The 22,730-nt window shown below is 58.9% G+C and carries 13 protein-coding genes; 8 read left to right on the top strand and 5 right to left on the bottom strand.

The window, feature by feature from the left end:
- Positions 1-7: 7 nt before the first annotated feature.
- Positions 8-10,807 (bottom strand): hemagglutinin repeat-containing protein, encoded by a 10,800-nt coding sequence (locus PspS49_RS07635; RefSeq protein ID WP_160038710.1) that lies wholly within the window; start codon positions 10,805-10,807, stop codon positions 8-10.
- A 436-nt stretch (positions 10,808-11,243) separates the two neighbouring features.
- On the opposite strand from PspS49_RS07635, the gene PspS49_RS07630 reads away from it, so the two are divergent.
- The 3 genes from PspS49_RS07630 to PspS49_RS07620 all read left to right on the top strand — a co-directional run bounded on the left by PspS49_RS07630 (position 11,244) and on the right by PspS49_RS07620 (position 12,977).
- Entirely contained in the window at positions 11,244-11,519 is a 276-nt protein-coding gene (locus tag PspS49_RS07630; RefSeq protein WP_127926245.1) for a hypothetical protein, read from the top strand.
- Between the two features lie 261 nt (positions 11,520-11,780).
- A complete protein-coding gene (locus PspS49_RS07625; RefSeq protein WP_160038708.1) occupies positions 11,781-12,365 on the top strand; it encodes a papain-like cysteine protease family protein in 585 nt (194 codons plus the stop codon).
- 12 nt (positions 12,366-12,377) lie between these two features.
- Positions 12,378-12,977: a hypothetical protein gene (locus PspS49_RS07620; RefSeq protein WP_127926243.1), complete on the top strand. Its 600-nt coding sequence runs from the start codon at positions 12,378-12,380 to the stop codon at positions 12,975-12,977.
- A 52-nt stretch (positions 12,978-13,029) separates the two neighbouring features.
- On the opposite strand, the gene PspS49_RS07615 is transcribed toward PspS49_RS07620, so the two are convergent.
- A complete protein-coding gene (locus tag PspS49_RS07615) occupies positions 13,030-14,370 on the bottom strand; it encodes a DEAD/DEAH box helicase (protein ID WP_007914470.1) in 1,341 nt (446 codons plus the stop codon).
- Positions 14,371-14,561: 191 nt separating this feature from the next.
- Here PspS49_RS07615 and PspS49_RS07610 point away from each other — a divergent pair, with 191 nt between their 5' ends.
- Positions 14,562-15,860, top strand: coding sequence for a mechanosensitive ion channel family protein (locus tag PspS49_RS07610; protein ID WP_160038706.1), 1,299 nt, complete (start codon positions 14,562-14,564; stop codon positions 15,858-15,860).
- A gap of 24 nt (positions 15,861-15,884) precedes the next feature.
- Here PspS49_RS07610 and PspS49_RS07605 read toward each other — a convergent pair whose 3' ends face one another.
- The 3 genes from PspS49_RS07605 to PspS49_RS07595 all read right to left on the bottom strand — a co-directional run bounded on the left by PspS49_RS07605 (position 15,885) and on the right by PspS49_RS07595 (position 18,243).
- Positions 15,885-16,751 carry a carboxylate/amino acid/amine transporter gene (locus PspS49_RS07605; RefSeq protein ID WP_160038704.1) on the bottom strand — a complete coding sequence of 289 codons (867 nt, stop codon included), beginning with the start codon at positions 16,749-16,751 and terminating at the stop codon, positions 15,885-15,887.
- Between the two features lie 346 nt (positions 16,752-17,097).
- On the bottom strand, positions 17,098-17,697 hold the full coding sequence (locus PspS49_RS07600; protein WP_150749298.1) for an FMN-dependent NADH-azoreductase: 600 nt from the start codon (positions 17,695-17,697) through the stop codon (positions 17,098-17,100).
- A 231-nt stretch (positions 17,698-17,928) separates the two neighbouring features.
- Complete coding sequence (locus PspS49_RS07595) at positions 17,929-18,243, bottom strand: 3-phosphoglycerate kinase (RefSeq protein ID WP_102900300.1); 315 nt, start codon at positions 18,241-18,243, stop codon at positions 17,929-17,931.
- A gap of 49 nt (positions 18,244-18,292) precedes the next feature.
- Between PspS49_RS07595 and PspS49_RS07590 the strand changes: the two genes are divergently transcribed.
- The 4 genes from PspS49_RS07590 to PspS49_RS07575 all read left to right on the top strand — a co-directional run bounded on the left by PspS49_RS07590 (position 18,293) and on the right by PspS49_RS07575 (position 22,516).
- A complete protein-coding gene (locus PspS49_RS07590) occupies positions 18,293-19,216 on the top strand; it encodes a LysR family transcriptional regulator (RefSeq protein WP_007914443.1) in 924 nt (307 codons plus the stop codon).
- Between the two features lie 14 nt (positions 19,217-19,230).
- On the top strand, positions 19,231-20,034 hold the full coding sequence (locus PspS49_RS07585; protein ID WP_160038702.1) for an alpha/beta hydrolase: 804 nt from the start codon (positions 19,231-19,233) through the stop codon (positions 20,032-20,034).
- A gap of 3 nt (positions 20,035-20,037) precedes the next feature.
- Entirely contained in the window at positions 20,038-20,595 is a 558-nt protein-coding gene (locus tag PspS49_RS07580; protein ID WP_095119068.1) for a peptidylprolyl isomerase, read from the top strand.
- Positions 20,596-20,683: 88 nt separating this feature from the next.
- Positions 20,684-22,516 (top strand): ABC transporter ATP-binding protein, encoded by a 1,833-nt coding sequence (locus tag PspS49_RS07575; protein ID WP_038358471.1) that lies wholly within the window; start codon positions 20,684-20,686, stop codon positions 22,514-22,516.
- Positions 22,517-22,730 lie beyond the last annotated feature (214 nt).

The following is a 22,730-nucleotide window of genomic DNA, read 5'->3' as shown; positions in this document are numbered from 1 at the left end:
CATGGCGTCACTGCCTGGCTTCACGCTTGGTCTGTTCAATCAATGGCCGATACTGGTCATACAGCGCACCGTAGTTGACGACTAACGCCGGCGGCATGCTGCCGACGTTTTCATACCACGTCATGTCCACGCCATTCTTGGCAATGATCAGCTTATCCATCCAGGTGTCATGCAACGTGGCAAAGGCATTCATGCCCGGTACCGAGTTGGCAATATTGCTGATCAGTGTGCCGTGACAGACCGCCAGCAACGATGCACATTCTTGATTCAGACCAATGTTCTTGCCCTCGACCCACTCGCCATTGATCCATTCGCGTGGCACCAGACCATTCTCGAGTTCCGTGAATTTAGGGCCGCCCGCACGGTCTTCACCCGGCCGGATATCAGGTCCGCGACCGGTCCAGTACGCATAGATTTCCGCCAGCGCACCGGTGCCGGCAATGGTCAGCCATGACTTGTCGCTGCCGTCGCCGGTCAGCAACCCCTTGAGCGCGGTATTGACCGCATAAGCCTTGAGTCGCTCGGTGACATTCTGGGTGATCAGGTTGCCCTGCGGCCCGGTCACTTTGCCCCAGGTGTTGGTATAGGAGCCGGCACCGGCAATGATCGCCGCCGTGACATAACTCTTGATGTTTTCTTCCGAGAGCACGTCTTTGAGGGTGTCGGCCAGATTGCCCTTGTTGTTGATAGCGCTGACTGCCGCCGTACTGGCCATCGAGGTGATCACCGCAGTCAAGGCAACGTTGCCAACGCCGGCAGCGGTGGTTGCTGTCGCCGCTGCGAACGTCGATCCGGTTCCGGATGCCAGAGTGCCGCCGACTGCCGCGCTCGCGGCGCCGGCCGTCAACACCGTGACAATGATCGCCACGGCAATCGCGGCGCCCATGCCCATGCCGGAACTTTCGTAGTCCCACTGGTCATGCACTTCCTTGATCATGCGCCAGTCGATGTCGCCGCGGTTCTGCATGTCCTTGAGCCATGCCAGTTGCGGATCAGCCTTGACCATCGCATCGATGCTGTCGGCCACGGTCTTCTGGTTGACTTCCTTGACATCGATACGAATGTCGCCGGCCGCCTTGATAACGATGTCACCGGCCGCAAGCAGATGACTCTGGCGAATGCTTTCGTCGGTCTGCCCGGCGCCTTTGGCTGAGGTCCAGGCCAGACTGCTCTTGCTTTTCTCGTGGCTCTCCTTTTTCAGGTCGGTGACACTTTCGAAGATCAGGTCACCGCCGCTGCTGATGGTCAGGTCCTTGCCGGCCTTCAGGTTGGCCGCCTGATAGAGCTGATCACCGCCACTGGCAATCGTCAAATCGCCGCCACTGCTGATTTCACTGCCGATATGGGTGACTTTGGTCACCTCGTCACGCCGGGTTTCCTTGCGTCCCAGGCTGCCTTTTTTCTTTTTGTCGTACAGCGAATAGTCGTAATCCTCGGCGGCCAACACATTGATGTCATTGCCGGCGAACAGATAGGCTTCGTCGCCTGCGGTGATCCGGCTCGACACCACGGTCAGGTCTTTACCTGAGGTGAACCCGGCCTTGCCACCGGCGCTGATCGAACTGGCAATCTGATCAATATGGTCTTCCTGCGCGGTGACCTTTTTCGATTTGTAATAGGAATGGGATTCCTCTTCGGCCGAGACGATCAACAGATCACGGTCGGCGCTCATGCCGATATCACGCTGGGCGCTGATCTGACTGCCGATCACCGACAGATCCCGACCGGCATTGACGGTAAAATCGCGTCCGGCCGTGGCAGTCGAACCGACCTGATGAACGCTGCTGGTGGTGGCACCGGTAAACGCGGAATTGTTGCTTTGCGCCGAAACGATGCTCGCGTCGCGCCCCGCCTCGATCACGGTATCGCGCCCACTGACCAGTGCACTGCCGGTGCTGATGAAGTCGCGGCCGGCACTGGCTTTCAGATCGTTGGTGGCCTCGATGCGTGATGCATTGTCGAGGTACTCACGATGCTGTGAGTAGCCCTGTGTGGCAAAACCGCTGCTGGTCACCGTGCGCTCGTTGATGATGTCGCCCTTCACCGCGACCAGATTGACATCGCGCCCGGTGATGATGCCGCCCGATTGGTTGACAATGCTGTTGCCGGCCAGCAAGTCGAGACGGTTGCCCGCCTCGATCAGGCCGCTATTGACCAAGTCATTGCCGGCTGCCGCTGTCAGGTTGTTACTGGCTCGCAGGGTGCCAGCGTTTTGCAGATCGTTGCCAGCAATCAACTTGACGTTAGTGCCCTGGATCAACGCACCATTTGGCGCCAGCCGATTATTGGCCTGAGCCAGATAGAGCACCGGCACCAGCACTTTCTCGCCATTCACTTCGTGCTCTTCGAGCCAGACGATGTCGTGGGTCAGCGCCGCAACCTGCTCGGCGGTGAGCGTCACCCCCACCGACAGATTGAGTTGATCCTTGCTGGCGATAGCATTGTTCATCAGGTACTTGAACAGGCCCTCATCGGAAGTCTGACCATCAATGAAGCGCTGTCCGGTGCGCTCGACCACCGCCTGCTGAATCAAGCGCTGCTCGTACAAACCATCGCCCAGGCGCTTGGCACTTTGGTCAGGGTCATAACCGAGTTTGGCCAGCAGATAATCGGAACTCATGAACTGTTTGAGTTCGGTGAGTACCGGGTTGGTTTCAATCAAGTACTTGTGCGCATTCGATGCCGCCTGGGTATTGGGCAGCCCCTGTACCCTGGCCAGCGTCTGGCCGGTGTTGTCCTTGAGCGGAGCGCTCGGGACGCCGCTCGACGAGCCACCACCGAACTGGACGCTGACATCAATGGCGCTCTGGCCGGAGCTCGGATCTGCGCCTTTACGATCGGCTGTGCTCAGTTGCCGATCAGTCACGCCGACCGGGTTGATCGAGTCAAATGTCAGTGTCCGCCCGCCACTTGGCACTTCGGCCTGACGCTGGGTTTGCGTGACTGACGCGCCGCCGATGGTCCAGTTCTGCGAACCACCGGGCAGCGGCGCTGCGCCGCCCGAACTGGCGCCTTGACCGCTCAAGCGGAACAGGCCGTTTTGCCCGCTCGGCAGTGCGAATCCGGGGGATGCCAACGGGTTGACCTGTTGTTGCGCGAGATCTGGCGGCAATTGGCGGTTGAGGCTGATTACGGTAGGTTTGGCCCCACCCCCGGCGCGCGTGTCGGCTGTCTTCCCCGGGCCGGCAGCGGTTGCACTGAACGACTTCAGTTCGCCGTTACTGATGTTGTTGGTCGCGTTGATCACTACGTTGCCACCGGCCTGCACAATCGCCGGGACATAGGTCTTGCCCGCCGACTCGGTAATGACCGTCTGGAACGGCGTGGCGTTGATGATTTCCGCCGGCGCCTGCACGCGAACCCCTGAAGCATATTGCGACGCTCCAAAAGTGACATAACCGCCACCCGAGGCATCATTTGCATACGTACCGATATATTGAGTACTGGTCTCGAGGATGTGGGGGTTGTTCTTGAGCCAAGGTGTCACCGACGACTCTGCACCTCCTGCAGTCCAGAACCGGATGTCCTTGTTGTAACCTGCATCATTGTGGCTGTTGTAGTCGACAATTTGACTCCAAAGTGTCCTGGTCGGCGCCTTGTTGGTGATGTACTTGAGCGACGAATAGCTGCCCAGCGAACTGCCGGAGTTGTTGAACGTATCGACATTGATGGTGATGTCGGACGACGCGGACACGGTGGAGTTGGAGTTGATGAACTCCGAACCAGTGACGCTCAGATTACGTCCGGCGGTGATGCTCGAAGCATCGGCGTCACCCGAAACCGTGACGTTGAACGTCTGCTGCCAGACCAGGTGTGAATCAACGTCCTCCATATGCTTGGGCCGGGCGGAATCACAGTTGAAGCAACGCACCCCGATGGACGAAGAATCGCCCTCGGTAGTGGTGACGCTGAAGTTTTCCATCTTGTTGTTGACCACGGCCGACTTCAACGACATATCGCCAGTGGACTCGATCCGCCCGGACAGGTTGTCAATCCGGCCTGCACGGTCGGCACCGTTGTAACCCGACACATTGATGTCACCCAGGCTGTACATATCGCTGTAAGTGTTGGTCAGGGTGCCGACTTGCAGGTTCATATGGCCACCGCTGAACAGCAGTGAGCCTTGATTGACGCGGATGCGGTTGTTCGTCAGGTTCTGCGCGTTGATCAACAGGTTTCTGGCACTGGCCAGCGTGCCGAGATTGCTCACCGTAGCGGCTCTGATTTCCATTGCATCAGCCGATGTCAGCCGCCCCATGTTGGTCAATTGGCCGCCCACATTGAGCTTGGTCAAACCGCCACCGGCGACACTGGCAGCCTCGTTGACAGTCAGTTGCGCCGCACCGAGCGTGAGGTCACCCACGCTTGAAACCCGGCCATTGCCGCCGTAACTGCCCGTCAGTTGTACATCCAGAGTGCCGTCACTGGCGATCAAGCCGTCGTTGTTCCAGTTGCCACCGCGCCCTTGCAGGTGCGTGGATGCCAGTATCTGACCACTGGCAGTCTGGCTGAAATTGTTGACGTTGACGTTCAACCGACCTGCCTGAATCACGCTGGAGTTGCTCCAGCTATCGGCATTGAGGGTCAGCCCGCCGCGGGTGACGATACTGCCGCCTGCGCCGGTGACATTGGCCGTGGAAATATCAAACGTGCCCTCGCCCAGATGCAGCAGTTGACCGCCACTGTTCTGAAAGCTGCCGACGGCCAGTGTCAAATCGGTGTTACCGGTTTCCAGTACGCCGTAGCGATTGTCCAGCAGCCCGCCAATCTGAAAGGCGGTTTTGCCACTGTTGCTCAGCGAGCGCAGCTTGCCGGTCTGGTTATCCAGGCTGGCCGCCTTGACTGCCAGAGTGGTGTCGCTTTCGATGACACCGCCACGGTTGTTCAAATCGTTGAGCAGATTCAGGTCGATACGATTGCCAGCGATCTGGCCGACATTGTTGTCCAGCCGGGTGCCGCTCACGCTGAGCAGGTTTTTCGCGTAGAGACCGCCGCTGCCGTTATCCAGCGCCGCCGTGGTAATGCTCACATCCGCGGCCTGCGCCGAGATCCGCCCGCCATTGTTGCTCAATCCGGCCAGAGCCGTGAGTTTGAGACCCTGCGCCTGAATGATGCCGCCCTGGCGATTGTTGTTCAGATCGACGCCGTTGCGCAGGACGCCAACAGTGCGTGCTTCCAATGCGCCTTTTATGCTCGCCAGCACACCGCCACGGTTGTCGATGTTGGCAGCGTTGAGACTGACGGCACCGGTTTCGGCAATGATTCTGCCGCTCTGGTTATCGAGGTCGCCGATGACATCGAGTGTCAAACCGTTCTGGCTCTGGATTGCGCCTTTGGCGTTGGTCAGGCTGTTGGCCTTGAGCAGCAGACCGGCGGTCTGGCTATAGATCAAGCCATCGCCATGATTGAGTACGGTCCCACTGGCGGTGATGGTCAGATCGCCCTTGGCGGCAATGGTGCCCTTGTCGCTGTTGTCCAGCGACTGCGCCTGCAGATCCAGTGTGCTCTGGCTGATCAGTTGACCGTTGCGGTTGCCCAGATCGGTAACGCCTTTGATGCTCAAAGGCCCCGCGCCGGCCAGTTTGCCGGCGCTGTTGTTCAGTTTTCCGGAAAGCCGGAGGTTGATCGCAGCATCACTGACGATCTGGCCGTTACTGTTGTCCAGCCCCGTTGCGCCGACATCGATCGCCTGTTGCGCATTGACCGTACCGCCGACGTTACTCAATGTGGCGCTGTTGATAGTCAGTGCGGCGCCGCTGTCGATCAGGCCCCCCCCAGCGTTATTGAGCGTCCCGTCCACCGCCAGTGTCTGGCCCTCGCCACTGCTGATAATGCCTTTGTCGCTGTTGTCCAGACTGCCGGCCTCGACGTTCAGCCTGCCATGACTGACCAGAGCGCCAGAACCGCTGTTGAGCAGGTCACCCTGCATGGCCACGAACACATTGCCATTGCGACTGGAGAGCGTGCCACCGCTGCGGTTATCGAGGCTGGCGCCTTTGACGACCAGGCCTTCCCAACCTGAAATCAAGCCGTTGCGGTTGACCAGACGAGTGCCGTCGAGGGTCAGTTTCTGGCTGCTGATCAACTTGCCAGCGTTGTTGATCACGTTCCGTGCAACCACGTCGAATCCGAGGCTGCTGGAGATTTCGCCGCTGTCGTTATCGAGATCACGCAGACGTTCAAGGGTCAGCAAGCCGTTGGCTGTGAGCAAACCGTTACGGTTGTCGAGATCACCATCCGCCAGATTCACCGTGACGGCCTTTTCGCCCAGTAAGCGGCCACCGTTCTGGGTCAGTGCGGTCAGCGTGAGATGGATATCATCCTTGGCGGACACCTCGCCGCCGTTGCTGGAATCCAGGGTCGTACCGGTCAGTGACAGCGTCCCGCGACTGTTGATCAAACCGTTGTTACGGTTGTTCAACGCCATGGCGTTTAAGGTGATGGCGTCCACCGCCAGTATCATCCCGCCGTCATTGCTCAAATCGCCACTGCTGATCTGCAGCGCTTTATCGGCGTTGATCACGCCATTGGCGTCGTTGCGCAACACGCCGTCGACGGTCAGATCAAGCCTGCCTCGGCTGTCCAGACTGCCACCGCTGTTGTTCAAACTGGCGCTGCGAACGTCAATCGACGTCGCGCCGATCAAGCCTTTGACGTTATCCAGCGCATTGGCAATGCGTAACGTCAGGCCCTGACTGCTTAAAAGCCTGCCATTGCTGTTATCCAGGTTTTGCGCAGTCAACGTGAAGGCCTGTTTGCTGGAGATCTCACCGCCCTGATTGTTGACGCCATTCAATTGTTTGAGCAGCAAGGCACCGGGCGCGTTGATAAGGCCATTCTGGTTGTTCAACTGACCGTTGTTCATGTCCAGGCTCAGGCTGGTTTTGCTGAACAATTGGCCGCCCTGCTGGTCAAGCCCGGTGACCGATGCAGTTAGCGCTTCTTCGCTGCCGATACGTCCTCGGTCACGGTTATTCACCTGAGCGGCGTGCAGATCCAGCGTGCTGGCGCTGTTGAGCTGTCCAGACTGGCTGTTGTCAAACGCCCCGGTGGTGACCGTCACCGCGCCCTTGGCGCTGATTGTGCCGTTCTGACTGTTATCCAGGCGGGTGCTGACGAGCTTGAGCACGCCGTCAGTCACCAGCGAACCACCCTGATTTGCGACTGCGCCCTGACTGTCGAGCGTCAAATCTTCAGCACTCGACAGACTGCCCATGGTGTTGGTCAGTTGAGCCGTACTGATCGTCAACTGGCGTTCGCTACTGACCTTGCCGTGACTGTTGTCGAATGCACCACTCAGATCCAGGTGCGCCTGCTGCAGGCTGAACAGATTGCCAGCGCTGTTATCCAGCACACGTCCGTGCAGATTGAACAGGGATCGGGAATTGATCAGACCGCTGTTGCGATTGAGCAAGCGATCGACTGTCAGCGTGAGCGCCTGCCCCGAGAAAATCTGCCCGGCATCGCTGTTGTCGACGTTGTCGGCGGTGATCGTCACGGTCGAGTTGCTGGTAATTTCGCCTCCACGGTTGTCTATCTCGCCGCTGTTGAGGGTCAGGGCCTGCGTAGCCCCCAGAAGTCCACCTTGGCGGTTATCGAGTGTTTCAGCGGTCAGACCGAGCACACCGGTGGCGATCAGTTGGCCCTTCTGGTTGTTCAGGCTCTGTGCATTGACGGTGGCATCGGCCTTGCTGGCAATGTTGCCGCCGGCGTTATCCAGCGCCTGTGCCGCAAGCGTGAGTTGTCCGTCGGCAATGAGCGTACCAAGCTGGTTATCCAGCATCTTTTCGGTGACCAGCAATAGCTCGCCACGGCTGCTGATCAGCCCTTCGTGGTTGTCGAGGCTGTCGCTATGACTGTCCAGCGAAGCGCCGGCAATAATGCCTTTGGTGTTGTTCAACGCTCGTGCAATACGCAGCATCAGCCCCAGCTGGCTGAGCAATTTGCCGTTGCTGTTATCGAGTTCCTGTGCTGCCAGCGTGAAGGCTTGCTGACTGGAAATTTCACCACCCTGGTTGTTCACGCCGTTGAGGTTTTTCAGCAACAACGCACTAGGTGCGTTGATCAAACCTTTCTGATTATTCAACTGGCCGTTGTTCAGGTCGAGGGTCAGATCAGCCTTGCTGAACAGTTCACCGCCCTGCTGATCCAGCCCGCTGACCGACATCGTCAGGGCCTGCTGGCTGGCAATTCGTCCTGTGCCGTTATTGACCTGCTTTGCCCTGATATCCAGCGCTGCACCACTGACCACCTGGCCGCTCTGGCTGTTATCGAAATCGCCGCTGCCGAGCCGGGCGATTGCCTTGCTGGAGATCAAACCTTTGCGACTGTTATCGAGACGGTCACTGTTGAGGGTCAAACTGCTGTCAGTGCTGATCGAACCGGCCTGATTGAGCAGATCGCCACGACTGTTCAACAGCAGCTCACCGGCACTGCCCAGACTACCGGCACTGTTGTCGATACGACCGGCATGAGCGGTCAATGAACCCTCACTGCTGATGAGACCTTGTACGTTGAGCAAAGCTTCGTCGAGGGTAATGTCCAGGCCACTGAGAATTTCGAGGTTGCCGTTGCTGTTATCCAGCACGCGGCCCGTTACCGTCGCCGCCCCTTTGGCGCTGATCAGCCCCTTGTTCTGGTTGTTGACCGTAGCGACTGCCAGCGCCAGGTTCTTGCCAGCGAGGACCTTGCCAGCGTCGGCGTTGTTCAGACGCTGTCCGGTGAGGGTCAATAACTGGCTGGCGGAGAGTTCCCCGGCGCGGTTGTCGATTTCTTCGACATTCACCGTGAGTGCTTTCGTGGTGCCCACCAACCCGCCGTTGCGGTTATCGAGGGTTTTGCCCGTCAGACTCAGGTTGCCCTGCGCCACCAGTGCACCGCCCTGCTGTTGCAAAAGACCAATTGTGGCGAGCAGATCACCCTGACTGGAAATACGCCCCAGCGCGTTTTGCACCTCGGCGACAGTGAGCGTGACCGGGCCGACAGCGCTGATCAAGCCGCCGCTGTTATCCAGACGTAAGCCGGAGTAAGCGATCCCGGCCTTGCCGCTGACCTTGCCTTTGTCGCGGTTGTCGAGTTGACCGACATTCAGCGTCAGTTGCTGGTCGGCCTGAATTGTTCCAACGCGGTTATCCGCCGAATCACTGCGCAATGCCAAGGTGGTTTTGCCGATGACTTTGCCGTCGCGGTTGTCGAGGCTGCCGGTCTGCGCATCGATGGCGCCTTTGGCGGTGATCTCACCTTTGTTGCGGTTATCGAGCAACCCGCTGACGCGCGCGGTCAGGTAACCATCGCTGACCAGCGCGCCGGCATCTCGATTATCCAGGCTGGCGGCTGTGAAACTCACCGACTGGGCAGAACCGAGTACGCCGTCGCGATTGTCCATGGCACCGCTGAGGTCGATATTCAGGCCCAGGTCGCCGAGAATCTGGCCGCTGCGGTTGTTCACCGTACCGGCGTTGAGCCGGGTGGTGCCGCTGCTGGCAATCTCGCCGTTGCTGTTGTTCAGTGTCGCCGCCGTGATGACGGTGGTTTGCCCATTGAGCGTGCCACTCTGGTTGTTCAGGGTTTGCGCGGTGTTGACCGTCAGATTGCGGCTGGCGGTGAGGCTTTTGCCGGTGTTGTCGAGATTCTGCGCGGTGAGGCTCAGGTCGCCGCTGGCATTGCGGCTGCCGTCGGCATTGACTCCGGCTTCGATGGCGCCGGCGTTGGTCAGTTGGCCGCTCGCGCTGAGGCTGATGCTGTCGCGGGCCGCGAGGGTCTGGCGGTTGGTCAGGTTGCCTTGGGTTTGCACGTTGAGCGCGGTGCCGGCGTAAACCGGGCCGCGCGCGTCGAGGCTGGCGGCCTTGACGTTGACCGCGCCAGTGGCCGAGGTGTCGGCCAGACTCAACTGACCGTTGGCATCGAGTTGAATATCACCGCCGCTGGCAATCAGCTTGCCGTCGAGTTTCACGCCGACACCGGCCTCGGTGCCGACCAGTTTGATCGCCCCGGCGTACATGCCGCCCAGCGCCGAGGAGTCGATGGCGAGTTGCGGTTTGCTGCTGCCGTCATCGGCGCGGGCGGTGGCATTCAGGGTTTGTGCGTTGACGTCGTTGCGCCCGGCGACAATCGTCAGGTTCTGCGCCTGCAGTTGCGCGTTGATCTTTGCGCTGCGGGTGATGATTTCGAAACGGTCGACGTTGGTCGCGTTGAGGCCTGCACCTTCGATGGCCACCGAACCCTGATCAACCTGAAAACGATCCAGCCGACCGTTGTCGAGCACTGGTTTACCGGTGGTCAAGGTCACCCGTGGCGAGTTGATGAAACCGCAGCCATTACAGGTAATGCCGTAAGGGTTGGCGACGATGACCCGCGCTGACTGCCCCGCCACTTCGGTGTAGCCGCGCAACTGGCTCGGGTTACCGCTGATGACTTCGTTGAGAATCGCCTGCGCCGAACCGCTGTTTTTCAGGTTCGGGTTGTCGACGATATGCCCGCCCAACTGGGTGAGATTATTCTGCGTCGAGCCGTTGTTGAGGATCAGACCCTGCGCACCGACGTTGTAGTCGTGGAACTGGTTGTGCGACAGGCCACTGGCATTAGGCGTGGCGATATTGATGATCGGCACGCCGTTGCCGGCGCGATCCAGCGAGGTGTTCGGGTTGGCCACCACAATGCCATCAGCCTGCGCCCACATCGGTTGCCAGAACATGACGTTCGCCAGCAAAAACGCCAGGCCGCGTTTGGGTACGCCGCAGACCTTCTCAGATTTTCCGAGGGCGCCAGAGGCTTGATGCGTGAATACCGCGTACGGGCGAACATCCATGTTGAGATCTCGTTGCTGCAGGTTGATTGGCAAAAACAACAGGCAAAGCAATCCCCGACCAGCCAAAACCAGAGTGCCGGTGAGTCATAAGCTGAATCAGGAGATTTAGCGCAATGGTCAGAGCGTCCAAAGCATTGCTAAACAATCGCAGACAGGCTGCGAAACTTCTGTTCGATCCCTCGAAAACACACATTGATATCAATGTGACAGCCCGATGTTAGATCGCCATCATTCTGGCGTCAATAAGCCGCTACGCCACTATTCTCGCAACCGCTCTAGCTCGCGGGCTGCGCTCATAAATATGTAATTTTGGCGAAGATCGCTACCTGTTGTTTGCATAATCCGATCGGGGCTGCAAGCGAGCAGCACTGAACTTTTCACGTCTTTGAACCCTCAACCGATTAACCCGCCTTAACCGGAACTGAGGCCTGCCCCCATGAAAACCCTGATCAAACTCACCCTCGCCGCCACCCTCACCTGTGCCCTGCCCGTCTGGGCCTGCACGCCTGAAGAAGCCACCGCAAAGCGCGAACAATTGGCCAAGGAAGTCTCGAAGCTGACCGAGCAGAATCCGGCCAAGGCCAAAGAGATCAATGCCGAATTGCAGAAGATGGATCTGGGTACGGCCAGTGCGGATCTGCCGGATAAATGTCAGTTGATTGATCAGCGGTTGAAAGAACTGAATTCTGCCGAGAAGAAGACCGAGGGCTAACAGCAAGATCAAAAGATCGCAGCCTGCGGCAGCTCCTACACAAAACCCTGTAGAGCTGCCGAAGGCTGCGATCTTTTGCCACTAAAAATGCATTAACGCATTTATTTATTTGCACTAACGCATATCTCTGGCTAGGGTTACCTCGAGCAAGGAGATCGGAACCGGCCACAGAAGATGGCACCCGTTAAGCACCGATCGCTCGGCAACACCGCTATACCCACACAAGCTGGACGCTTGTTTTCACTCATGGAGGATTGAAAAATGTTAACCACAGCAGCAACACAATTCACCGGCGAATCACTGCCAAGGTGCCTGGCCGGCCACCTGCTCGACCCCCAACTCACCGAAGTCGAAGCCGCTGAACAGCTCAGCGCCCTCGCCGCCGGCAGCCTCAACTTCAACATGCAGAAACAGACCCAGACCAACTGGTGCTGGGCCGCCGTTTCCGCCTCGGTCGGCAACTATTACGGCACCGGCAACTGGACGCAGTGCGGCGTCGCCAGCACCCAGCTCGATCGCAACTGCTGCAATCAGCCGGGGCCGTGCAACGTCTACGGCTATCTGGATTCGGCGCTGCAAACCACCCGTAGCTACAACGGCATGAATCAGGGTTCGCTGCAGATGTCGGCCATCCAGAACCAGATCAGCATGGGCCGCCCCGTCGGCTTGCGTTGCGCCTGGTACGGTGGTGGTGCGCATTTCCTGACGATTTACGGTACCAACGGCGATTACGTGTTGGTCGCAGACTCGATCTACGGTTATTCGACCCGCGCACTGAACGCATTCCCCCGCGCCTACAACGGCGGCGGCAATTGGACTCACACCTACTTCACGGTAAAAAACTAGGAGGGCGACATCATGCAACTGACTTATCCAAAGGCGCCTTCCAACGGCGTTCAGACTTTGCGCCCGGCGCTGCAAGCCGCGCTGCAAACCCAGGGCTTTGGCGCCAATCGCCAGTTCGCCAACACGGCACCTGCAAAAATCAGTCTCAGCGAAGCCTATCGCGGCTACTCGTTGAACCTGGAGGACCTGAGCCACGGCAAAGGCCTGAAGGAGGCTCGCCTCGGCGACTGGCATTACCTGGTATTTGCCGACGGCGTGACGATTGCCGATGCGCAATTGGCTGAAGTGCGCGGTCACGTCGAGTTCGCCTCGTTGAACCACGGCGATCACGCCGCCGCGACAGTGGGAGCGTTGAAACTGGCAGAGCAAGCGCCGCAACTTCAGGGCAAGACCGTTGAGTTGCGCGTGCTGTTTGTCTCGGCCCTGCACGTTGTCGCGATCTGGCTGCATGCCGACGGTGAAGACGTGCTGATCCCGATCGAGCCAACACCGAAAGAACTGGCGACCACGCAGTTGTACAGCGAAGCAACACTGCTCGCCGCACTGAAACCGGCAGCGGATCAAGCCAAGCGGCGCTTTGACGCCGACACCAGTGGCCAGCTCGGCAACTGATGGACGAAAAAAAACCCGGACATTGTCCGGGTTTTTTATGCGCGCCTGAAACTTACTCAGCCGCAGGTTCTGCTGGCTTGCGGCGCTTCAGCGGGGCCATGCCGTCGCTGCTCACCAACGAATCCGGCTTCGGACGGTTGGCGCTCTTGCGCTTGGTCGGCGTCTTGGCGGCGGTTTTCTTCTTGTCGCCCTTCGCGTCGGTCTTTTTCTTCTTCACACCAACGGCTTTGCCCGAGGCCTTGACCTTTTTCGGCCCGCCGTAGGTGCCTTTGACCTCCTTGATGGTACGGCGCTCGAAGCTCTGCTTGAGGTAGCGCTCGATGCTCGACATCAGGTTCCAGTCGCCGTGGCAGATCAGCGAGATCGCCAGACCGTCGTTACCGGCGCGGCCAGTACGACCGATGCGGTGCACGTACTCGTCGCCGCTGCGTGGCATGTCGAAGTTGATCACCAGATCCAGACCATCAACGTCCAGACCACGGGCCGCAACGTCGGTGGCCACGAGGATCTTCACGCCGCCCTGCTTCAGACGGTCGATCGCCAGTTTGCGATCCTTCTGGTCTTTCTCGCCGTGCAGCACGAACGCTTTGTATTCCTGAGCCACGAGGCGGCCGTAGATGCGGTCGGCCATGGCGCGGGTGTTGGTGAAGACGATGGCCTTCTGGTAGGTCTCGTTGGCCAGCAGCCAGTTCACAATCTGCTCTTTGTGCTGATTGTGGTCGGCGGTGATGATTTGCTGACGGGTGGTCGAGTTCAGCTGACTGACCGCGTTGAGCTGCAGGTGCTCAGGGTTGTTCAGCACCTTGCCGATCATGTCGCGCAGGCCGGAACCGCCGGTGGTGGCCGAGAACAGCATGGTCTGCTGACGGTTCGGACATTCGTCGACCAGACGCTGTACGTCTTCGGCGAAACCCATGTCGAGCATGCGGTCGGCTTCGTCAAGCACCAGCACTTCGACTTCTTTGAGGTCGAGATTGCCGGCGTTGAGTTGCTCGATCATCCGGCCCGGGGTGCCGATGAGGATGTCCGGCACTTTGCGCAGCATCGCGGCCTGGACCTTGAAGTCTTCACCGCCGGTGATCAGGCCGGACTTGATGAAGGTGAACTGCGAAAAGCGTTCAACTTCCTTCAGGGTCTGCTGGGCCAGTTCACGGGTCGGCAGCAGGATCAGCGTCTTGATGCTGACGCGAACCTTGGCCGGGCCGATCAGGCGATTGAGGATTGGCAGAACGAAAGCGGCGGTTTTGCCGCTACCGGTTTGCGCCGTCACCCGCAGATCACGCCCTTGGAGCGCCAGCGGGATGGCCGCGGCTTGCACAGGCGTTGGCTCGACAAATTTCAGCTCGGCCACAGCTTTAAGCAGGCGTTCGTGCAGGGCGAATTGGGAAAACACGGGTGCTACCTCGAAGATATGCAAAAAAACAGCTGCATAGGTTACCGGTTTCGAGCGCTCAGGCCGAGTTTCTTTATACAAACGGACGTAATCAGTGGCTTTTTTGTTGCTCGATTTGTCTCCAACGGTAATACACGGCGTCTTAAATGCTCTAATCGCCCATCGCTTCCTACAGAAGAATCGTTACTCATATGGATTTCAAACAGCTCTGGCTCAAAGCCCAGGACCTCTGGGGCACCCTGGAACAGCATCCATTTCTGCAAGCCGGCCTGGCGCTGATGCTGCTGTTGGTCATCGCGCTAGTACTCGGACGAGTGGCGCGTTACCTGATCTTGCACGCCAGCCGCATGCTTGGCCGCCAGCCGGCGCTGCACTGGATCAATGATTTTCGCCACAACAAGGTGTTTCAGCGCCTGGCGCAGATGACGCCGTCGCTGGTGATCCAGTTCGGTCTGCATCTGGTGCCGGAACTGAGCAAAACCGCGATGACCTTTCTCGGGAACGTGGCGTTGTCGTTCACCATTCTGTTCCTGCTGCTCTCGGTCAGCGCCCTGCTCAATGCTCTGCTCGACATCTATGCACGCACCGAACATGCACGCACGCGCTCGATCAAGGGCTACGTGCAACTGGCGAAAATGGTCTTGTACGTGTTCGGCGCGATCATCATCGTCGCAACGTTGATCGACCGTTCACCGCTGTTGCTGCTGTCCGGTCTGGGTGCGATGTCGGCGGTGATTCTGTTGGTCTACAAGGACACGCTGCTCTCATTCGTCGCCAGCGTGCAGTTGACCAGCAACGACATGTTGCGCGTCGGTGACTGGATCGAAATGCCACAAGTCGGTGCCGACGGTGATGTGGTCGACATCACTCTGCACACGGTCAAGGTGCAGAATTTCGACAAGACCATCGTCTCGATCCCGACCTGGCGCCTGATGTCCGAGTCGTTCAGAAACTGGCGCGGCATGCAGCAATCCGGCGGCCGGCGGATCAAGCGCAGTCTGTTCATCGATGCCAGCGGCGTGCGTTTCATCCGCGATGACGAAGAAGAAAAGCTCACCCAGGTGCACCTGCTGACTGACTACATGGGCCGCAAGAAAGCCGAGCTCAAGGCGTGGAACGAGGCGCAGGGCAATGTCGCGGCGATGTCGGCGAACCGCCGGCGGATGACCAATATCGGTACGTTCCGCGCGTATGCGCTGGCGTATCTGAAAAGTCATCCGGAGATTCAGCCAAACATGACCTGTATGGTCCGGCAGATGCAAACCACCGCGCAGGGGATTCCGCTGGAAATCTACTGTTTCACCAGCACCACAGCGTGGGCCGATTACGAGCGGATTCAGGGGGATATTTTCGATTATCTGCTGGCGGTGCTGCCGGAGTTTGGCTTGAGCCTGTATCAGCAACCGAGTGGCGGGGATTTGCGCTCTGGCCTGCTGCCGGCGGTGCTCGGCGCGGCCAGCATTCCCGAGCCGCAAAAACACCTCATGTAACCCCACCGATCACTCCTACAGGGGTTATGCGGTGGCTGGGGATTTGCGGATGCCCAGTCGGCTGATCCATACGGCAGCGAGGATGACGCTGCCGCCAAGGAACAACCGCCCCGGTTCCTCATGCTGATTCCAGATCAGCAAATTCAGCAGCAGCCCCACCGGCACATGCAGGTTGTTCATCACCGCCAGCGTGCCACCGTTGACCATGCACGCGCCCTTGTTCCACCAGTACATGCCCAACGCGGTCGAGACCAGGCCGAGGAACAGCAACACGCCCCACTGCAGCGGCGCTTCCGGGAGGAAGTTGGCTTTGCCGAACATCAGGAATGCCGGCAGCACCACCGCCAGCGCGCCGAGGTAGAAGAAGCCGAAACGCCGATAGTGCGGCAGATCGCTCGGGTGTTTCGCCACCAGATGCTTGTACATCACCTGCCCTGCCGCGTAGGTGAAGTTGGCCAGTTGCAGCAGCAAGAAGCCCATGAAGAAATCCGGATTGATGCTGTCGAAACGAATCACCGCCGCCCCGCCCACCGCGACCAGCGCGGCGATCAGCGCCCACGGATTGAAGCGCCGATTCAGCGCGTCTTCGATCAGGGTCACGTGCAACGGCGTGAGGATGGTGAACAGCAACACTTCCGGTACCGTCAGCACACGGAAACTCAGGTACAGACAGACATAGGTCACACCGAACTGCAGCGCGCCGATCACCAGCATGCCGCGCATGAATGAAGGTTCGACCGAGCGCCAGCGGGTCAATGGAATGAACACCAGCCCGGCCAGCACCACACGCACCAGCACCGCGAAGTAGCTGTCGACATGACCGGCCAAGTATTCACCGATCAGACTGAAGGAAAACGCCTGAATCAGCGTGACAAAAAGTAGATAGCCCATGCTCGCCTCGAAATCGAATGGCGGCGACGATAGCGGTTTTCTGGTCTCACTGCGAATAGCCGGAAATACAAATTTCCCTTGTGGGAGCGAGCCTGCTCGCGAAGGCAGAGTGTCAGACGGCAGATACTTGTCTGATACACCGCTTTCGCGAGCAGGCTCGCTCCCACCAGGAGTTTTGCGTCGTTCAAAAAATACAGGCAAAAAAAAGCCCGATCTCGCTAATGCGTTCAATCGGGCTACAGCACTCAGGAGCAACAAGTGCAAAGGGAGGTTCGATGCGCGTAGAGCCTTGAAGGGGTTGCGCCAGGTCACTTAAACAATCGGCGATTATCTGGGGATTAACCTGTCAAGCGACCTGGGACAGCTTGGCGTTGGCCTGATTCAAGCCCTTCTCCTGGAAGTCGCCACCGAGGTTCATGCCTTCCGCGTGAATGAACGTCACGTCGTTGATGCCGATGAAACCCATGACCTGACGCAGGTACGGTTCCTGATGATCCGCCGGGCCGCCGGCGTAGATGCCGCCGCGAGCGGTGAGCACGTAGGCACGTTTGCCGCTGAGCAGGCCTTGCGGGCCGGTTTCGGTGTACTTGAAGGTCACGCCGGCACGCAGCACGTGGTCGAGCCAGGCCTTGAGGGTGCTCGGGATGGCGAAGTTGTACATCGGCGCGGCCATCACCAGCACGTCGGCAGCAAGCAATTCATCAGTCAGTTCGTTGGAGCGGTCCAGCGAAGCTTGCTCGTTGGCGTTGCGTTGCTCGGCAGGTTTCATCCAGCCGCCCAACAGATTGATGTCCAGGTGTGGCACCGGGTTCACGGCGAGGTCACGCACGGTGATCTGATCGGCCGGATGCGCCGCTTTCCACTGACTGATGAAGGTCTGGGTCAGTTGACGGGATACCGAATCTTGCTGGCGGGCGCTGCTTTCGATGATCAGAACGCGGGACATGGTGTGTAGCCTCCATCCGAGAATGTTGTAGGTCGATGGAGTGAAGGTTAAACAGAGTCGAATCGATGAAAAAGCGCAAATAATTGCTGCAAAGCATCGAATAATTCGTTTAGATGCTGAACCATGCTCCTGTAGGAGTGAGCCTGCTCGCGATAGCGGCGTGTCAGGCGATATTGATTTATCTGGGACACCGCTATCGCGAGCAGGCTCACTCCTACAAGGGGTCGACCGTTATTTCGGGGTGCAGGTCAGTTTGATGCGCAGCTTGATGATCTCGCGGGTGAACTTGGCCGTGGCGTTTTTATGTTTGCCGGCCGGTACATCGATCGTGCGCGTGCGTGGTGCTTCCGGGCCGTTGCTGAACACCGCTTTGCACGTTGCATCGACATCACCATAGTTGGCCACCCGAATCGAGCCGATGTCGTTATCGGTGTCGAAGGTCTCGTAATCGATCTTCATGCCGTTGAGTTCTTTCTGCACATCAATCGGGTACGCGAAAGCAGTCAACGGAAGCAGCGCCAGCAGCACACAACAGAATTTTTTCATTCGGCAGTCTCCATGAGGGACGGCCAGCTTAGGACAAGAGGAGCTATTGATGAAAGCGCCCCGCGTGACCCTTGATCAATGGCGAACATTGCAGGCCGTGGTCGACCACGGCGGATTCGCCCAAGCCGCCGAGGCCTTGCACCGTTCGCAATCGTCGGTGAGTTACACCGTCGCCCGCATGCAGGATCAGCTCGGTGTGCCGTTGCTGCGCATCGACGGGCGTAAAGCCGTGCTCACCGAAGCCGGTGGCGTGTTGCTGCGCCGTTCGCGGCAACTGGTGAAACAGGCCAGCCAACTGGAAGACCTCGCCCACCACATGGAGCAAGGTTGGGAAGCTGAAGTCCGTCTGGTGGTCGACGCTGCTTACCCGAGTGCGCGCATCGTCCGCGCGTTGACCGCGTTCATGCCGCAGAGTCGCGGCTGCCGCGTGCGTCTGCGTGAGGAGGTATTGTCGGGGGTCGAGGAAGTGCTGCTCGAAGGCGTGGCTGATCTGGCCATCACCGGTCTGAGCATTCCCGGTTACCTTGGTGCGGAACTGAGCGACGTCGAATTCGTCGCCGTTGCTCATCCCGATCACCCGCTGCATCGGCTCAATCGCGAATTGAGCTTTCAGGATCTGGAAACCCAGATGCAAGTGGTGATTCGCGACTCCGGCCGCCAGCAGCCGCGTGATGTCGGCTGGCTCGGCGCCGAACAGCGCTGGACCGTCGGCAGCCTCGCCACGGCGGCCACGTTCGTCAGCAGCGGACTTGGTTTTGCCTGGCTGCCACGGCATATGATCGAACGCGAACTGAAAGATGGTTCGCTCAAGCTGCTACCGTTGGACAGGGGCGGCAACCGCAACTCGAGCTTCTATCTGTATTCGAACAAGGACAAACCCTTGGGCCCGGCCACGCAAATTCTCATCGAACTGCTGCGTACCTTCGACACCTTGCCGCTGGACGCACCGTTCGCCGCCCCTGAACAAGCCTGACACGGAGTTCACCGATGGCGTATTTCGAGCACGATGGTTGCAACCTGCACTACGAGGAATATGGCCACGGCACGCCGTTGCTGCTGGTTCACGGGCTCGGCTCGAGCACACTGGACTGGGAAATGCAGATCCCGGCACTGGCCGCGCATTACCGGGTGATCGTTCCGGATATTCGCGGCCACGGTCGCTCGGACAAACCGCGCGAGCGCTACAGCATTGCCGGTTTCAGCGCCGACCTGCTCGCGCTGATCGAGCACTTGAACCTCGGCCCGGTGCATTACGTCGGGCTGTCGATGGGTGGCATGATCGGCTTCCAGTTCGGCGTCGATCAGCCTCATCTGCTCAAGAGTCTGACCATCGTCAACAGCGCCCCCGAAGTCAAAATCCGCAGCCGCGACGATTACTGGCAGTGGTTCAAACGCTGGAGCCTGATGCGCGTACTCAGCCTCGCGACCATCGGCGAAGCCCTTGGCGGCAAGCTTTTTCCGAAACCGGAACAAGCCGATCTGCGGCAGAAAATGGCTGAGCGCTGGGCAAAAAACGACAAACGTGCTTATCTCGCCAGCTTCGATGCGATTGTTGGCTGGGGCGTTCAGGAACGACTTTCCCGAGTGACCTGTCCAACGCTCGTCATCAGCGCCGACCGTGATTACACACCGGTGGCACTGAAAGAAACCTATGTAAAACTGCTGCCGAATGCGCGGCTGGTGGTGATCGCCGATTCGCGCCACGCCACCCCGCTCGATCAACCCGAACGCTTCAATCAAACGCTGCTGGAGTTCCTCGCCGCAGCCGAAATTCAAACTCAGGATCACTGACCCATGCTGAAAAAACTCGCCCTCGCCGCTGGTACTGTGCTGTTTGCCGCCAACCTCATGGCAGCCACGCCGGTCAAAGCACCGCACGTGCTGCTGGACACCACAAACGGCCAGATCGAAATTGAGCTGGACCCGGTCAAGGCGCCGATCAGTACCAAGAACTTTCTGGATTACGTGAACAGCGGCTTCTACAACAACACGATTTTCCACCGCGTGATCCCGGGCTTTATGGTTCAGGGCGGCGGTTTCACTCAACAGATGCAGCAAAAAGAAACCAAGGCCCCTATCAAGAACGAACACAAAAACGGTCTGGCTAACGTTCGTGGCACCTTGTCCATGGCTCGCACTTCCGTACCTGATTCGGCGACCAGCCAGTTCTTCATCAACGTCAAGGACAACGACTTCCTCGACCAGGGCGACGGCTACGCAGTATTCGGCAAAGTGGTCAAAGGCATGGACGTGGTCGACATCATCGTCAACTCGCCGACCACCACCAAAAGCGGCATGAAAGACGTACCTGCCGACCCTGTATTCATCAAGTCGGCCAAAGTCATCGACTAAGCTGTACAGGGCGTATCGAGCGGCGCTGGATTAACCCCACGCCGCTCACACCGATAAAAGGAGAGCCCGTGCTCCGGGCGGTTATCTGATGCTCTATCGCCGTTTCGAACAACTGATCGACATATTCCGTGAAGCCCCGACGGCGTCTCCGCCGGACCGCGTTCTCCCCTTCTATACCTATTACCTCAAGCAGGTCTGGCCAAGTTTCGCCGCCCTGCTCGTCGTTGGCCTGTTCGCCGCATTGATCGAAGTGGCGCTGTTCAGTTACCTGAGCCGCATCATCGACCTGGCCCAAGGCACACCGAACCCGAATTTCTTCAGCGACCATGCCCTCGAACTGACGTGGATGCTGGTGGTTGCCCTCGTGCTGCGACCGATCTTCTTCGGCCTGCATGACTTGCTGGTGCACCAGACGTTAAGTCCCGGCATGACCAGCATGATCCGCTGGCAGAACCACAGCTACGTGCTCAAACAGAGCCTGAATTTCTTCCAGAACGACTTTGCCGGGCGCATCGCCCAGCGAATCATGCAGACCGGCAACTCGCTGCGTGACTCGGCAGTGCAAGCAGTGGACGCGCTGTGGCACGTGGTGATCTACGCGATCAGCTCGCTGGTGTTGTTCGCCGAGGCCGACTGGCGCCTGATGATCCCGCTGCTGACGTGGATCGTTGCCTACATCGGCGCGCTCTATTATTTCGTACCTCGGGTGAAAGACCGCTCGGTGGAAGCCTCCGATGCGCGTTCAAAACTGATGGGGCGCATCGTCGATGGCTACACCAACATCGCCACGCTGAAGCTGTTCGCCCACACCAATTTCGAACAGCACTACGCCAAGGAAGCCATCGAAGAACAGACCGTCAAAGCGCGGATGGCCGGCCGCGTCGTCACCAGCATGGACGTGGTAATTACCGCCATGAACGGCTTGCTGATCGTCGGCACTACTGCGTTGGCCTTGTGGCTGTGGACACAGTCGTTGATTACCGTTGGCGCGATTGCCCTGGCGACCGGCCTGGTGATCCGCATCGTCAACATGTCCGGCTGGATCATGTGGGTAGTCACCGGCATTTTCGAGAACATCGGCATGGTCCAGGACGGTCTGCGCACCATTTCGCAACCGGTCAGCGTCACCGATCACGAGCAGGCCAAACCGCTGGACGTGGCCCGTGGCGAAGTGCGTTTCGAGCACGTGGATTTTCACTACGGCAAGAAGCGCGGGATCATCGGCGACCTCAATCTGAACATCAAACCGGGCGAAAAAATCGGTTTGATCGGGCCGTCCGGCGCCGGCAAATCAACGCTGGTCAACCTGCTGCTGCGCCTGTACGACGTCGAAGGCGGACGGATTATGATCGACGGCCAGAACATCGCCGAAGTCGGTCAGGAAAGCCTGCGCGCACGGATCGGCATGATCACCCAGGACACCTCGCTGCTGCACCGTTCGATCCGCGACAATTTGTTGTACGGCAAACCCGATGCGACCGATGCCGAGTTGTGGGATGCAGTGCACAAGGCGCGTGCCGATGAGTTCATTCCGCTGCTGTCGGACGCTGAGGGCCGCACCGGTTTCGATGCGCATGTCGGTGAGCGTGGAGTGAAATTGTCCGGTGGTCAGCGTCAGCGCATTGCAATTGCGCGGGTGCTGCTCAAGGACGCGCCGATTTTGATCATGGACGAAGCGACCTCGGCGCTGGATTCGGAAGTCGAGGCGGCGATTCAGGAAAGCCTGGAAACGTTGATGCAGGGCAAAACCGTGATCGCGATTGCGCACCGGCTCTCGACCATTGCCCGTATGGATCGGCTGGTAGTGCTGGAGAACGGCAAGATTGCCGAGAGCGGCACCCATGCTGAACTGTTGGCTCATCGCGGTCTGTATGCACGGCTTTGGGCGCACCAGACCGGAGGGTTTGTCGGCATCGACTGACCCCTCCAAGATCGTTCCCACGCTCTGCGTGGGAATGCAGCCCGTGACGCTCCGCGTCACTGGACGAGGAGCGTCCCTTGAAGCATTCCCACGCAGAGCGTGGGAACGATCACCGCCACAGCCCGCCAACCACGGGCGCTGGCGGTTTTTTGTGGCCGCTGGAAATCCGTTAAAAGCCTGCTGTACTCAGCCAAGGTTCCGGAACGGAGCCTGT

Origin of the sequence: Pseudomonas sp. S49 (genome assembly GCF_009866785.1) — a bacterium.
Lineage (GTDB): Bacteria > Pseudomonadota > Gammaproteobacteria > Pseudomonadales > Pseudomonadaceae > Aquipseudomonas.
This window is presented reverse-complemented; position numbering and strand designations above follow the sequence as displayed.